Origin of the sequence: Stenotrophomonas sp. SMYL86 (genome assembly GCF_036320025.1) — a bacterium.
In the GTDB taxonomy this organism is placed as follows: Bacteria; Pseudomonadota; Gammaproteobacteria; order Xanthomonadales; family Xanthomonadaceae; genus Stenotrophomonas; species Stenotrophomonas maltophilia_A.
On record NZ_JAWIRU010000003.1, the window covers coordinates 245,185 to 259,954 of the forward strand.

Here is a 14,770-nt window from a genome sequence, read left to right on the forward strand (position 1 = left end):
CCTGGTTGCCGGCCAGTGGCCGGCACTACCGACAATGAATCCGTGAGCACATCCATGTCGAAGATCGAAGTTTCCTCCGCCACCATGACCCCGCGCGAGATCGTGCAGGAACTGGACCGGCATATCGTGGGCCAGCACGACGCCAAGCGCGCCGTGGCCATTGCCCTGCGCAACCGCTGGCGCCGCATGCAGCTGGTGCCCGAGCTGCGCAATGAAGTGATGCCGAAGAACATCCTGATGATCGGCCCGACCGGCGTCGGCAAGACCGAGATCGCGCGTCGCCTGGCCACGCTGGCCAACGCGCCGTTCGTGAAGGTTGAAGCCACCCGCTTCACCGAAGTCGGCTACGTCGGCAAGGACGTCGAGCAGATCATCCGTGACCTGGCCGATACCGCAGTGAAGCTCTATCGCGAACAGGCCAAGGTGCGCGTGCGTACCCAGGCCGAAGAGCGCGCCGAAGACCGCATCCTCGATGCGCTGCTGCCGCGCCGCAGCGGTGGCATCGGTTTCGATCCGGAAGTCGCCCGCAACGAGCCGTCGGCGCAGGACAACGAGACCCGCATCAAGTTCCGCAAGATGCTGCGCAACGGTGAGCTGGACGAGCGCGAGATCGAGCTCGACCTGGCTGCCAACGTCAGCATGGACATCATGACCCCGCCGGGCATGGAGGAAATGGGCCAGCAGCTGAAGTCGATGTTCGCCAACCTCGGCGGCGGCGCCAAGGCGCACAAGCGCACGCTGACCATCAAGGCCGCGCGTCCGCTGCTGATCGAGGAAGAAGCCGGCAAGCTGGTCAACGAGGACGACATCCGCACTGCCGCGATCGAGGCCTGCGAGCAGCACGGCATCGTCTTCATCGACGAGATCGACAAGGTTGCCAAGCGTGGTGACAACGTGGGTGGTGGCGACGTCTCGCGTGAAGGCGTGCAGCGCGACCTGCTGCCGCTGGTGGAAGGCTCCAACGTGTCGACCAAGTACGGCACGATCAAGACCGACCACATCCTGTTCATTGCTTCGGGTGCGTTCCACCTGGCCAAGCCCAGCGATCTGATTCCGGAGCTGCAGGGCCGCTTCCCGATCCGCGTGGAGCTGGGTGCGCTGAGCAAGGGTGATTTCGTGCGCATCCTGACCGAGCCGAAGGCCGCGCTGACCAAGCAGTACGAAGCGCTGCTGGCCACCGAAGGCGTCAAGGTCAGCTTCACTGCCGATGCCATTGATCGTCTGGCCGAGATCGCCTTCCAGGTGAACGAGCGCCAGGAGAACATCGGTGCCCGTCGCCTGCACACCGTACTGGAGCGGCTGTTGGATTCGCTCAGCTACGAGGCACCGGACCGCGACGGTGAAACCCTCGCCATCGACAGCGCCTACGTCGATGCACACCTGGGTGAGCTGGTGCAGGACCCGGACCTGAGCCGCTACATCCTGTAATGCCCGACGCTGCAAAGCATGAGGCCGCCGAAAGGCGGCCTTTTGCGTTGGCGGTCAGCGCGAGTGCCGCGTGCGGTAGGCCTGCAGCACCTGGTCGATTACCGCGCTGGTGCGGGCGGCGCTGATGCCGTTCGATGGCGAGTGGCCGTTGCCGCGCAGCTCATCCACCAGAGTGGCGATCAACGGCTGCTGGATCGACGGCGGGTTCGGGATATCGAACGCCTGCACGCCGGCCTCGGTCTCCAGAACCACTGGAACATCCTCAAAGGTGGCAAAGCGCAGCTGTCCGCGATCGCCGGTGATTTCGATTTCATCCTGGCGGCGGAACGCGCAGAAGCTCCATTGCGCGATGCCGTGCGCCCCCGTCCCGGTGCGGAAGCACATCGAAACGCTGTCCTCGGCGGCGTAGGCGCCGGTCAACGAGCTGGCCAGGCCACGCACATCGCTCAGCGGCCCCAGCAGATGATCCAGCAGGTCCAGGGTGTGCGAGCCCAGATCGACGAACAGCCCGCCGCCGGCGATCGCCGGGTTGGTCCGCCAGAAGTCCGGCGATGCGGCGTTCGCCGAATGCGGCCGGTGCAGGGTGGCGCGCACGCTGCGCGGCGTGCCGATCGTGCCGCTGTCCAGCAGCTGCTTCACCTGCGCGAAGCGGGGCAGGGCGCGACGGTAGTAGGCCACGAACACCGGCACGCCACTGCGCGCGCTGGCCTCCAGCACGCGTTCGCATTCCGCGTGATCCATGGCCATCGGCTTTTCGATGTAGACCGGCTTGCCCGCGGCAATCGCCTGCAACGCGTAGTGCATGTGCGTGGAGGGCGGCGTCGCAACGTAGATCGCGTTCACTTCCGGGTCGGCGATGAGTGCATCGGCGTCCGCGTACCAGCGGGGAATCGCATGGCGCCGCGCATAATCCTCGGCCAACGCCGCATTGCGGCGCATGACCGCCGCCACCCGTGAGCCCGGCGTGTTGGCCAGGGCCGGCCCGCTCTTCTTCTCGGTGACGCTGCCGCAGCCGATGAAGCCCCATACCACGTTGTCCAGGATCATCACGATGCGTCCAGAAAAGGGAAGGTCCGCCGGGTTCAACCCAACAGTGAGCGTAATCGATCACCGGCGGAGGCGGAGACATCGGCGCCGGTGGGCAGGAAGCAACGAAGCTGCCACTGCCGGGTCCGGATCGCGTCCTTTGCGGTCGGCGTGCTCCACGGCGGATAGACACGGAGGGCGCGCTTTCCGCCCTCGCCATCGCGCGACATCACGCCGCGCTCGATCAGCAGGTCACGACTGAAGATGAACTGCCCGCGCTGTGTTCCGTCGAAGACCGCGATCACCACGAAGTGCAAAGCATCGGCTGCATCCAATGGAGCGATATCAGAACCGGGGGCGGGGCGCTTCCACAGGGTTACGAACTGGCCGGTCTTGGTGGGGGTGATCTTCGCGACGCGGAACACGATGCTGTGACCCTCAAGGGCAAAGCGGCAGGCACCGTACTCTGCGCTTTCCGCTTCCGCCACGATCGGTCCGGTCAACTGCAGCCCTGCGGGCAGGTAGAGATCGTGCAGTGCCGCAGTGGCGGCAGCAATGCCGCTCATGCTTCGGGCAGCGGCTCGGGCACCGTTCCGGGCACGAACACGCCTTCTTTCACGTAGGCGGCCAGGGTCATGTCCAGCGCAAGCATGCCGTCGCGCTTGAGGTCCATCAGTTCCGGTTCGACCATCGCGCCATGCAGTACGCCCAGCACAGTGGCGTGCAGCATGCGCGCGGCGATCTTCGGGTCCGCGCCTTCGCGCAGCTGGCCCAGGTCCTGGGCCCGGCGCAGGGCGCGCTCCATCCGGTCCAGCGCATCGCGGAAGCCGGCCTGCTGCATTTCGGTCAGCACCTTGGTATCGGCCGAGGCGTCGCTGCGCAGCATGATCTCCATGGTCTTGCGCAGGCGTTCGTCCTCGGACAGCTCGATGAACGAGTGGATCATCACTGCGCGCAGGTCGTGCACCGGTGTGTCGCGCTGGTCGGTGGAGGTGCGCTCCAGTTCCTGCATGAAGGGCAGGTGCACCCGTTCGACGATCGCGGCCAGCACCTCGCTCTTGTTCTTGAAGTGCCAGTACACCGCGCCACGGGTATAGCCGGCGCGGGCACCGATCATCTCCAGCGTGGTACGGGCCACGCCGTGTTCATGGAAGCAGGCTTCGGCGGCGTCAAGGATGCCTTCCCGGGTTGCCTGGGTGTCCTCTTTGGTCTTGCGGGCCATGGGTGTGGGTACGAGTGCGGGTGAAACGTGGCTGAATTGTACCGGTTTACAAACAAACAAGCATGTATGTATATTTCGCACCCATCATTCCCGTCGTGTGCGTGGCAGGCCCGTCCGGCTCCCACTCCACCCGGGTGGGCGCTGTTCGCACGGTCTTCACCTTCGCTGGTGGAGGGTCCGCCGTATCAGCGCTGGCTGAGACCCTTTCCTTCAAGAGCCTTTCCGTCATGTTGCTGAGCCGAATCCGACCCTTTGCACTGTCGCTGGCAATCGCCGCGACCGTGGCTGCCTGCGGCGGCCAACCCCAGGCCCCCGAACAGGGCCCGGGTGACGTCACCGTGGTCACGCTGAAGTCCGAGACCGTGGGCCTGACCCGCGAGCTGCCGGGCCGTACCAACGCCTTCCTGGTCGCCGAAGTGCGTCCGCAGGTCAACGGCATCGTCGCCAAGCGCCTGTTCACCGAGGGCGGCATGGTCAAGGCTGGCGAGCCGCTGTACCAGATCGAGGACGCCAGCTACCGCGCACAGGCCAACAGTGCCCGTGCCCAGCTGGCGCGTGCCGAGGCCACCGCCAACGCCGCGCGCCTGAGCGCCAAGCGCATCACCGAGCTGGCCAAGGTCGATGCGGTCAGCCAGCAGGACCTGGAAAACGCGGTGGCCGCGCAGAAGCAGGCCGAGGCTGACGTCGGTGCCGCCAAGGCCGCGCTGGATGCGGCCAACGTCACTCTGGGCTACGCCCGCATCACCGCGCCGATCAGCGGCCGCATCGGCAAGTCCAGCGTCACCCAGGGTGCGCTGGTCAGCGCCGGCCAGGCCAATGCGCTGGCCACCGTGCAGCAGCTGGACCCGATCTATGTGGACCTGACCCAGTCCTCGGCCGAGCTGCTGCAGCTGCGCCGCGAGCTGGCCGCGGGCCGCCTGCAGGACAACCAGACGCTGCCGGTCAGCATCCTGATGGAAGACGGCAGCACCTTCGAGCACAAGGGCACGCTGGAGTTCTCCGAAGTCAGCGTCGACCCGGCCACTGGCAGCTTCGGCCTGCGCGTGAAGGTGGACAATCCGGACGGCCTGCTGATGCCGGGCACGTACGTGCGCGCGGTGATCGGTGGCGGCGTGCGCAGCGATGCAGTGCTGGTGCCGATGGCCGGCATCGCCCGCGATCCGAAGGGTGACACCTCCGCGATGGTGGTCGACAAGGACAACAAGGTCGAAGTGCGCCCGGTCAAGGTCAGCCGCACGGTCGGCGACAAGTGGCTGGTCGAGGACGGTCTGAAGGCCGGCGACAAGGTCATCGTCGAAGGCCTGCAGAAGATCGGCCCCGGCATGCCGGTCAAGGCCACCGAGAAGGGCGCTGCTCCGGCCAAGCCGGCAGCGGCCGCCCAGCCTGCCGCTCCGGCCGGCGACGCGAAGTAAGCGGAGAACCCCATGGCACGCTTTTTCATCGATCGACCCATCTTTGCATGGGTGATCGCCATCATCATCATGCTCGCCGGCGGCCTGGCCCTGTTCAAGCTGCCGGTCTCGATGTACCCCAACGTCGCACCGCCGGCGGTGGAAATCAGCGCCACCTACCCGGGTGCATCGGCCAAGGTGGTCGAGGACTCGGTGACGCAGATCATCGAGCAGAACATGAAGGGCCTTGATGGCCTGATCTATTTCTCCTCCAACAGCTCGTCCAACGGCCAGGCCACCATCACCCTGACCTTCGAGAGCGGCACCAACCCGGACATCGCCCAGGTGCAGGTGCAGAACAAGCTGCAGCTGGCCATGCCGCTGCTGCCGCAGGAAGTGCAGCGGCAGGGCATCAACGTGGCCAAGTCCAGCTCGGGCTTCCTGAACGTCATTGCGTTCGTGTCCGAGAACGGCAGCATGGACGCCAACGACATCGCCGACTACGTCGGTTCCAATGTCGTCGACCGTCTGAGCCGCGTGCCGGGCGTGGGCAACATCCAGGTGTTCGGTGGCAAGTACGCCATGCGTATCTGGCTGGACCCGAACAAGCTGCACACCTACGGCCTGTCCGTTGCGGAAGTGACCGCAGCAGTCAAGGCACAGAACGCCCAGGTGGCCATCGGCCAGCTCGGCGGCGCGCCGTCGATCAAGGGCCAGCAGCTCAACGCCACCATCAATGCGCAGTCGCGCCTGCAGACCCCGGAACAGTTCCGCAACATCATCGTGCGCGGCGCGCAGGACGGTGCCGAACTGCGCCTGGGCGATGTCGCCCGTGTCGAACTGGGTGCAGAGTCCTACGACTTCGTCACCCGCTACAACGGCCAGCCGGCCAGCGGCCTGGCGGTCACCCTGGCCACCGGCGCCAACGCGCTGGATACTGCGGCCGGCGTGGATGCCGCGCTGCAGGACATGAAGAGCTTCTTCCCGGCCGGCCTGAAGGCCGAGATCCCGTACGACACCACCCCGTTCGTGCGCGTGTCGATCAAGGGCGTGGTGCAGACCCTGATCGAAGCGATCGTGCTGGTGTTCGTGGTGATGTACCTGTTCCTGCAGAACTTCCGCGCCACCCTGATCCCGACCATCGCCGTGCCGGTGGTGCTGCTGGGTACCTTCGGCGTGCTGGCGATGCTGGGCTTCTCGGTGAACATGCTGACCATGTTCGCGATGGTGCTGGCGATCGGCCTGCTGGTGGACGATGCCATCGTGGTGGTGGAGAACGTCGAGCGCATCATGTCCGAGGAAGGACTGTCGCCGCTCGAGGCCACCCGCAAGTCGATGGGCCAGATCACCGGCGCGCTGGTGGGTATCGGCCTGGTGCTGTCGGCGGTGTTCGTGCCGATGGCCTTCATGAGCGGCTCCACCGGCGTGATCTACCGCCAGTTCTCGGCCACGATCGTTTCGGCGATGGCGCTGTCGGTGCTGGTCGCGATCGTGCTGACCCCGGCGCTGTGCGCGACCATGCTCAAGCCGCTGAAGAAGGGTGAGCACCACGTCGCACACAAGGGCTGGTCCGGTCGTTTCTTCAATGGTTTCAACCGCGGCTTCGACCGCACCAGCGAAAGCTACCAGCGCGGTGTGCGCGGCATCATCCACCGTCCGTGGCGCTTCATGGGCATCGTGGCGGCACTGTTCGTGCTGATGGGCGTGCTGTTCGTGCGCCTGCCCAGCTCGTTCCTGCCCAACGAAGACCAGGGCGTGCTGATGGCGCTGGTGCAGGCGCCGGTCGGTGCCACCCAGGAACGTACGCTGGAATCGATCGCGGCACTGGAAAACCACTTCCTGCAGAACGAGAAGGATGCGGTGGACTCGGTGTTCTCGGTGCAGGGCTTCAGCTTCGCCGGTATGGGCCAGAACGCGGGCATGGCATTCGTCAAGCTGAAGGACTGGAGCGAGCGTGACGCCGACAATGGCGTGATGCCGATCACCGGTCGCGCCATGGCGGCACTGGGCCAGATCAAGGATGCCTTCATCTTCGCCTTCCCGCCGCCGGCCATTCCGGAACTGGGTACCGCGTCGGGCTACACCTTCTTCCTGAAGGACAACAGCGGCCAGGGCCACGAGGCACTGGTGGCCGCGCGCAACCAGCTGCTGGGCCTCGCCGCCGGCAGCAAGAAGCTGGCCAACGTGCGCCCGAACGGCCAGGAAGACACGCCGCAGTTCCGCATCGACATCGATGCAGCCAAGGCGACCTCGCTGGGGCTGTCGATCGACCAGATCAACGGTACCTTGGCCGCCGCATGGGGCAGCTCGTACATCGACGACTTCGTCGATCGTGGCCGCGTCAAGCGTGTGTTCGTGCAGGCCGACCAGCCGTTCCGCATGGTGCCGGAGGACTTCGATCTGTGGTCCGTGAAGAACGACAAGGGCGAGATGGTGCCGTTCAGCGCGTTCGCCACCAAGCACTGGGACTACGGTTCGCCGCGTCTTGAGCGCTACAACGGTGTGTCGGCGATGGAAATCCAGGGCGAACCGGCCCCGGGTGTCGCGTCCGGTGATGCCATGGCCGAGATCGAACAGCTGGCCAAGCAGCTGCCGGCGGGCTTCGGCATCGAGTGGACGGCGATGTCCTACCAGGAACGCCAGGCCGGCTCGCAGACGCCGCTGCTGTACACGCTGTCGCTGATGATCGTGTTCCTGTGCCTGGCCGCGATGTATGAAAGCTGGAGCGTGCCGACCGCGGTGCTGCTGGCGGCCCCGCTGGGTATCCTCGGCGCGGTGCTGGCCAACACCTTCAAGGGCCTGGAGCGCGACATCTACTTCCAGGTGGCGATGCTGACCACGGTGGGCCTGACCAGCAAGAACGCGATCCTGATCGTCGAGTTCGCCAAGGAAAACCTGGAGAAGGGGGCCAGCCTGATCGAGTCGATCATGCACGCCGTGCGCGACCGCTTGCGCCCGATCGTGATGACCTCGCTGGCCTTCGGCATGGGCGTGGTGCCGCTGGCAATCTCCACCGGTGCCGGCTCCGGTGCCAAGCAGGCGATCGGCACCGGTGTGCTCGGCGGCATGATCGTCGGCACCGTGCTCGGCGTGTTCTTCGTGCCGCTGTTCTTCGTGGTGGTGCAGCGCGTGTTCAAGCGCAAGTCCACGACGTGACCTGAAACGGTAGTGCCGGCCGCTGGCCGGCACCTACTGCCCGCGTGATGTGAATCCAACGAGGTTGCCGGCCAGCGGCCGGCACTACCTCCTGCCATCCGGCAGTACCGATGGAAGTCATTCCCATGAAAAGTGCATCCCTGTTCCTTTCCATTGCCGCCGCGCTCGCGCTGGCCGGCTGCTCCACCCTGGTGCCGAAGAACACCGCCGTTGCTCCGGCCATTCCGGCGCAGTGGCCGGCCGAGGCCACGCAGGGCCAGGTGGCCGATGTTGCTGCCGTCGGCTGGCGCGACTTCTTCACCGATGCGCGCCTGCAGCAGGTGATCGACCAGTCGCTGCAGAACAACCGCGACCTGCGCGTGGCCGTACTCAACGTTGAACGCGCGCGCGGCCAGTACCGCGTACAGCGCGCCGACCGTGTGCCCGGCGTGGCCGTCACCGGCCAGATGGACCGCCGTGGTACCGACGCCGGTGTCACCGAGCAGTTCACTGCAGGCGTGGGTGTGGCCGAGTTCGAGCTCGACCTGTTCGGTCGCGTGCGCAACCTCAGCGAGGCGGCGCTGCAGCAGTACTTCGCCGTGGCCGCCAACCGCCGCAACGCGCAGCTGAGCCTGGTGGCCGAGACCGCCACCGCGTGGCTGACCTATGGGGCTGATGCGCAGCGGCTGAAGATCGCCGATGCCACGCTGAAGACCTACGAGGATTCGCTGCGCCTGGCCGAGGCCCGCCATGAACGTGGCGGCAGCTCGGCGCTGGAACTGACCCAGACCCGTACCCTGGTCGAGACCGCGCGCACCGATGCCGCGCGCCTGCGCGGGCAGCTGGCCCAGGACCGCAACGCTCTGGCGCTGCTGGCTGGTGGCCAGCTGGATCCGGCACTGCTGCCGGACAGCATCGAACCGCAGCTGCTGGCACTGGCACCGCCGCCGGCCGGCCTGCCCAGCGACGTGTTGCTGCAGCGCCCGGATATCATGGCCGCCGAACACCAGCTGCTGGCGGCCAACGCCAACATCGGTGCGGCACGCGCGGCGTTCTTCCCGAGCATCTCGCTGACCGGCAGCATCGGTAGTGGTTCGAGCGAACTGTCCAACCTGTTCGACAGCGGGACCCGCGTGTGGAGCTTCCTGCCGAAGATCACGCTGCCGATCTTCCAGGGCGGCAAGCTGCGCGCCAATCTGGCCATCGCCAATGCGGACCGTGACATTGCGCTGGCGCAGTACGAGAAGTCGATCCAGGTGGGCTTCCGCGAAACCGCCGATGCGCTGGCGTTGAACGTCAGCCTGGATGAGCAGGTGAGTTCACAGCAGCGCCTGGTGGAAGCGGCCGAACAGGCCAACCGCCTGTCGCAGGCACGCTACGACGCTGGCCTGGACAGCTTCGTGACCCTGCTTGATGCGCGCCGTACCGCCTACAACGCGCAGCAGACCCAGCTGCAGGCGCAACTGGCCCAGCAGGCCAACCGCATCACCCTGTACAAGGTGCTGGGCGGCGGCTGGCACGAGCGCGGGTAAGCAGTGCTTCTGGTAGGTGCCAACCTTGGTTGGCACGGATGCCGGCCGCATGCGCTGACGCATCCGTGCCAACCAAGGTTGGCACCTACCAGAGCAGGTGGCGCTACCGTTACACCGCTTCATCATCCCGGCGCAGGCCATGGCAGGCGCGCACACGCGCCAGCGCGTCGCCAGCTTCGCGCGCCATCTGCTCGTACTCGCGCCGGATCTCTTCCAGCCGCTCCTCGTCCAGTTCTTCCAGATCCAACAGTTCGTTGTTGGCTTCGGCCGTCGCGCGGATCAGCTCGTCCAGCTTGATCTGCATCGCGGCGGTATCTGCGTTCTGCGTGTGCTGGATCAGGAACACCATCAGGAAGGTGATGATGGTGGTACCGGTGTTGATCACCAGCTGCCAGGTGTCGTTGAAACCGAATACCGGGCCACTGATGCCCCAGATCACCACGATCGCTACCGCGGCCAGGAAGGTCCACGGCGAGCCGGTGGCGGCCGCGGCCTTCTTGGCGATCGTATTGAACAGGTTGCGTGCTTTCATCGTCGTCGTCCCACTCAGGTGACGAGGATGATCGGCAGCGGCTCGTGCAGGGGCTGTGCAGCTCAGGCGCGCAGGCGCGGGGCGTCCTGCAGGCGCACCGGGCTGGTCTGGTAGACGTGCTGCCAGCAACGGTCGACGAATTCGCGGGCCTGGGCTTCGCTCAGGCGCGGCATGATCTGCAGGGCGTACTGGGTCTGGAACATCTCGTCGCGCTGCGCATTGCTGGCGCGCGGCTGGGTGATCAGCGAATCACAGGCGAACTTGATCCACGGCACGTAGGAGCCGAACGAGTTGTGCGGTAGTGCGCCGTCGGCATGCTGGCGGCGCCAGTGGTCAAGCTCGGCGTCAACGTTGATGACCGGGGGAATGGTGGGAACTTCGGCGTGCATGACAATCCAGTTCGGTTGAGTGGAGAGGGAGTGGGGGTTCATCCGAGTGTGGCCGATGGGGCAGTGGAAGCCGCGTCAGCGCGATGTGCAGCCGGCGTTGCGATTGCCTACCAGTTGCGCATGCTCGACCGCGCCGAGGTCTTCGGCCATGTCGGCCATTGCATTGCACAGGCGCTCATGGTCGAGCGGGTGACCGCGCACCAGTTCCAGCTGCAGGCCCTGGTAGGCAGTCCAGAACAGTGCTCCACGCTGGTGCAGCGCGTACTGCTGCTGCAGGCGCTTGCGGATGGCGTCGAGGATCGGGTCGGGCGTGGGGCGTACGGCGTGCGCGCACATGGCTGGCTCCGCCGGGGGAAGGAAGTCCCGGTAACCCCACCCTAGGCGCGGCAGCCGGGTGGGGTGTTACCGCAGCGTGTGCACGCAGCGCAGCTGACTGTGCACAGGTTCACGGCATTGGCCGCAAACGCTGCCGGCACTAGGGCGTGCCGGCACTGAAGCGTTCATTAAGCGGGTTCAACAGCACACTGCGTGGTGATCATTCACCGATGTCTTCGTTCCAGATCTCCGGGTACTGCGCAATGAAGCCGCCCAGCAGGTCCACGCATTCCTGGCTGTCCAGGTCGATCACGTTGACGCCGTTCTCGCGCAGCCAGTCGATGCCGCCCTGGAATGTGCGCGATTCGCCCACCACCACGGTGCCGATGTTGAACTGGCGCACCAGGCCCGAGCAGTACCAGCACGGCGCCAGCGTGGTGACCATGATGGTGTCCTGGTAACGGCGCTGGCGGCCGGCCTTGCGGAACGCATCGGTCTCGCCATGCACCGACGGGTCGCTTTCCTGCACGCGGCGGTTGTGGCCGCAGCCGAGCAGGCGGCCGTCGTTGTGGTACAGCGCCGCGCCGATCGGCACGCCACCCTCGGCCAGGCCCTGGCGGGCTTCGGCGATGGCGGTCTGCAGCAGGGCCTGGTAGTCGGGCGTGGTGATCATGCGGGGCTCCGGTAAGTCGTGGCCCGCCATGATACGGGCAGGGGGTGCCGCTGGCCCCCGGCGGTGCGATAATCGGGGCCATGAGCGAATCCCCCTACAAAGCCGGTACCACCCATTTCGGGTTCCGCGACGTCGCCGCCAAGGACAAGCAGAAGCTGGTCGGCCAGGTGTTCACCTCGGTCGCGCGCAACTACGACCTGATGAACGACCTGATGAGCCTGGGCGTGCACCGGGCGTGGAAGCGCTACTACGTGGCCACCGCGCAGGTGAAGCCGGGCGACCGTGTGCTCGACCTGGCCGGCGGCACCGGCGATATCGCCGCCCTGCTGAAGGAGCGCGTCGGCGCCGAGGGCTCGGTGGTGCTGGGCGACATCAACGCCGGCATGCTGTCGGTCGGCCGTGACCGCCTGACCAACCGCGGCCTGGTGCTCGGCCTGGACTACGTGCAGTGCAACGCCGAAGCCCTGCCGTTCCCGGACAACAGCTTCGACCTGGTGACCATTGCCTTCGGCCTGCGCAACGTGACCGACAAGGACGCTGGCCTGCGCGAGATGTACCGCGTGCTGAAGGTGGGTGGCCAGGCCCGCGTGCTGGAATTCTCCGAAGTCACCGCCGACTGGTTCAAGCCGATCTACGACTTCCACTCGTTCAAGATCCTGCCCAAGCTGGGCAAGCTGTTCGCCAACGATTCGGACAGCTACCAGTACCTGGCCGAGAGCATCCGCAAGCATCCGCCGCAGGATGAACTGAAGGCGATGATGGGGCAGGCCGGCTTCGAGCGCTGCCACTACAAGAACCTGACCGGCGGCATTGTTTCGATCCACTCCGGCTACAAGCTGTAAACCGCGCTTTTGTAGGTGCCAACCTTGGTTGGCACACCCCGGCCGCGAGCGATGAAAGATCCGTGCCAACCAAGGTTGGCACCTACCTGTGGATGCCAACCAAGGTTGGCACCTACCTGTAGAAGCCAACCTTGGTTGGCATGCGCCGGAGGCGCAGGATCGGCCCCGGCCGCCATTACCCCGCACCGCGCAACGCCTGCGGGGCCGGAGGGAGTTACCATTGGGGGTCTGATCCCCGTAACGGTCCCGATTCATGCGTAATCCGCTGATGCTCCTTCCGCTGGCCGTGGCCCTGGCCGCCGGCTGCTCCCAGGAGGCGGCTGCACCCGCCGCCGCCCCGACTGCCGCCAAGGCCCCCGCCGCCCCCGTGAACGCCGAGAACCGCAGCCACGACGAAAGCTCGTACGCCGAGCCGGACAAGGTCGTCATCAAGGACATCGCGCTGGACCTGAAGCTGGACTTCGACCAGAAGCAGATCGGCGGCACCGCCACCTACACCTTGGAATGGAAGCAGAAGGACGCCAAGCAGCTGGTGCTCGACACCCGCGAGCTGACCGTGTCCAAGGTCGAGGCCGTCGCTGCCGATGGCGCGCGCAGCCCGTTGAAGTTCGAGCTGGCCGCCGCTGACAAGGTGTTCGGCAGCAAGCTGACCATCGAAGCCCCGGAACAGCCGGCCAAGGTGGAAGTGACCTACCACACCGCGCCGACCGCCTCGGGCCTGCAGTGGCTGGCACCGTCGATGACCGAGGGCAAGAAGCTGCCCTTCATGTTCAGCCAGTCGCAGGCCATCCACGCCCGTTCGTGGGTGCCGCTGCAGGACACCCCGAGCGTGCGTTTCACCTACAGCGCGCACGTGGTCTCGCGCCCGGACGTGATGGTGCTGATGAGCGCCGACAACGATCCGAAGGCCGCGCGTGACGGTGACTACACCTTCAAGATGCCGCAGCCGATTCCGTCGTACCTGCTGGCCATCGCCGCCGGCGACCTGGTGTTCGAGCCGATCTCCGGCCGCTCCGGCGTCTGGGCCGAGCCGACCATGGTCAACAAGGCCGCCAAGGAATTCGAAGACACCGAGAAGATGATCGGTGCCGCCGAGAAGCTGTACGGCGAATACCGCTGGGGCCGCTACGACATGCTGGTGCTGCCGCCGTCATTCCCGTTCGGCGGCATGGAGAACCCGCGCCTGACCTTCGCCACCCCGACCGTGATCGTCGGTGACAAATCGCTGGTCTCGCTGGTCGCCCACGAACTGGCGCACAGCTGGTCGGGCAACCTGGTGACCAACGCCAGCTGGAAGGACATCTGGCTCAATGAAGGCTTCACCACCTACGTCCAGGGCCGCATCACCGAAGCTCTGTACGGCAAGGAAATGGCCGAGATGGAGAAGCAGATCGACCAGACCGACCTGCTGGCCGAAGTGAAGGACATGAGCCCGGCCGACCAGGCGCTGGCGCTGCCGCCGCTGAACGAGCGTGACCCCGACGAAGCCCTGAGCCAGGTCGCCTACGTCAAGGGTTCGTGGTTCCTGGAATTCCTGGAACAGCGCTTCGGCCGCGAGACCTTCGACCCGTTCCTGCGCGGCTGGTTCGATGACCACGCGTTCCAGAGCGCGAACACCGACCAGTTCGTCGAGTACCTGAAGAAGAACCTGCTGCCGAAGAACCCGTCGGCAGTGACCGAGGCCGAGCTGAAGGCGTGGCTGGACGAGCCGGGCATCCCGGCATTCGCGGCCAAGGCGCAGTCGCGCAACTTCAGCAGCGTCGATACCGCGCGCATCGCGTTTGCCAGCGCCGGCACCGTGCCGAGCAGCCAGGTCATCGCCGACTGGAGCACGCAGGAATGGGTGCGCTTCATCGACGGCCTGGGCGCGACCCAGCCGCTGGACAAGCTGGCCACGCTGGACAAGGCGTTCCACTTCACCGGCACCCCGAATGGCGAGATCGCCATGCGCTGGTACCCGCTGGCAATCCGCAGCGGCTACGAGCAGGCCAATGAAGGCGCGGCCGCCTTTATCGAGCGCGTCGGCCGTCGCAAGCTGATCCTGCCGATCTACGCCGAACTGGTGAAGACGCCGAAGGGGCTGGAGCTGGCCAAGCAGGCCTTCGAAAAGGCCAAGCCGGGCTACCACCCGATCACCACCGCCTCGGTCCAGGACATGCTGGCCAAGGCCGAAGCCAAGTAAGAAAACGCGCCGGGCATCCCCCGGCGCTTTTTTTGTAGAGTCGGGGGGGGGGGGGGGGGGGGGGGGGGGCGCGGGCGGCCGGCGGCGAGCGGGGCGGGAGAGG

At 66.2% G+C, this 14,770-nt stretch carries 13 protein-coding genes; 6 read left to right on the forward strand and 7 right to left on the reverse strand.

Annotated elements, in window-relative coordinates; all coding sequences use genetic code 11:
• Positions 1-54 precede the first annotated feature (54 nt).
• Entirely contained in the window at positions 55-1,428 is a 1,374-nt protein-coding gene (hslU, locus tag V3B64_RS05950) for an ATP-dependent protease ATPase subunit HslU (RefSeq protein ID WP_014038532.1), read from the forward strand.
• Positions 1,429-1,482: 54 nt separating this feature from the next.
• Here hslU and V3B64_RS05955 read toward each other — a convergent pair whose 3' ends face one another.
• From V3B64_RS05955 to smeT, 3 genes are read right to left on the reverse strand one after another with little or no spacing between them, the layout of a single operon-like run.
• The gene (locus tag V3B64_RS05955; RefSeq protein WP_121504353.1) at positions 1,483-2,475 is read right to left on the reverse strand and encodes a Gfo/Idh/MocA family oxidoreductase; all 993 of its coding nucleotides are present in this window, start codon (positions 2,473-2,475) and stop codon (positions 1,483-1,485) included.
• Positions 2,476-2,510: 35 nt separating this feature from the next.
• Positions 2,511-3,020: a MepB family protein gene (locus V3B64_RS05960; RefSeq protein ID WP_329913807.1), complete on the reverse strand. Its 510-nt coding sequence runs from the start codon at positions 3,018-3,020 to the stop codon at positions 2,511-2,513.
• The gene (gene smeT, locus V3B64_RS05965) at positions 3,017-3,676 is read right to left on the reverse strand and encodes an efflux transporter SmeDEF transcriptional repressor SmeT (RefSeq protein ID WP_032129009.1); all 660 of its coding nucleotides are present in this window, start codon (positions 3,674-3,676) and stop codon (positions 3,017-3,019) included. The genes V3B64_RS05960 and smeT overlap by 4 nt, the downstream gene beginning before the upstream one ends.
• A 227-nt stretch (positions 3,677-3,903) precedes the next feature.
• On the opposite strand from smeT, the gene smeD reads away from it, so the two are divergent.
• The 3 genes from smeD (at position 3,904) to smeF (ending at position 9,734) form a co-directional block, all read left to right on the forward strand.
• Positions 3,904-5,088 carry a multidrug efflux RND transporter periplasmic adaptor subunit SmeD gene (smeD, locus tag V3B64_RS05970; protein ID WP_154264460.1) on the forward strand — a complete coding sequence of 395 codons (1,185 nt, stop codon included), beginning with the start codon at positions 3,904-3,906 and terminating at the stop codon, positions 5,086-5,088.
• Positions 5,089-5,100: 12 nt separating this feature from the next.
• Entirely contained in the window at positions 5,101-8,223 is a 3,123-nt protein-coding gene (gene smeE, locus V3B64_RS05975) for a multidrug efflux RND transporter permease subunit SmeE (protein WP_049399247.1), read from the forward strand.
• Between the two features lie 110 nt (positions 8,224-8,333).
• Positions 8,334-9,734 (forward strand): multidrug efflux RND transporter outer membrane subunit SmeF, encoded by a 1,401-nt coding sequence (smeF, locus tag V3B64_RS05980; protein ID WP_162622097.1) that lies wholly within the window; start codon positions 8,334-8,336, stop codon positions 9,732-9,734.
• Positions 9,735-9,843: 109 nt separating this feature from the next.
• Here the strand turns inward: smeF and V3B64_RS05985 are convergent, their stop codons facing one another.
• From V3B64_RS05985 to V3B64_RS06000, 4 genes are all read right to left on the reverse strand, one after another.
• A complete protein-coding gene (locus tag V3B64_RS05985) occupies positions 9,844-10,266 on the reverse strand; it encodes a low affinity iron permease family protein (RefSeq protein WP_121504355.1) in 423 nt (140 codons plus the stop codon).
• A 62-nt stretch (positions 10,267-10,328) separates the two neighbouring features.
• The gene (locus V3B64_RS05990) at positions 10,329-10,655 is read right to left on the reverse strand and encodes a hypothetical protein (RefSeq protein WP_014038526.1); all 327 of its coding nucleotides are present in this window, start codon (positions 10,653-10,655) and stop codon (positions 10,329-10,331) included.
• A gap of 75 nt (positions 10,656-10,730) precedes the next feature.
• Complete coding sequence (locus V3B64_RS05995; RefSeq protein WP_032129004.1) at positions 10,731-10,991, reverse strand: hypothetical protein; 261 nt, start codon at positions 10,989-10,991, stop codon at positions 10,731-10,733.
• A gap of 199 nt (positions 10,992-11,190) precedes the next feature.
• A complete protein-coding gene (locus V3B64_RS06000) occupies positions 11,191-11,643 on the reverse strand; it encodes a nucleoside deaminase (protein ID WP_121504357.1) in 453 nt (150 codons plus the stop codon).
• A gap of 80 nt (positions 11,644-11,723) precedes the next feature.
• On the opposite strand from V3B64_RS06000, the gene ubiE reads away from it, so the two are divergent.
• Both ubiE and V3B64_RS06010 read left to right on the forward strand, forming a co-directional pair.
• On the forward strand, positions 11,724-12,485 hold the full coding sequence (gene ubiE, locus V3B64_RS06005; RefSeq protein ID WP_005411082.1) for a bifunctional demethylmenaquinone methyltransferase/2-methoxy-6-polyprenyl-1,4-benzoquinol methylase UbiE: 762 nt from the start codon (positions 11,724-11,726) through the stop codon (positions 12,483-12,485).
• 253 nt (positions 12,486-12,738) lie between these two features.
• A complete protein-coding gene (locus tag V3B64_RS06010) occupies positions 12,739-14,667 on the forward strand; it encodes a M1 family metallopeptidase (protein WP_049463229.1) in 1,929 nt (642 codons plus the stop codon).
• The last annotated feature ends 103 nt before the right edge of the window (positions 14,668-14,770 follow it).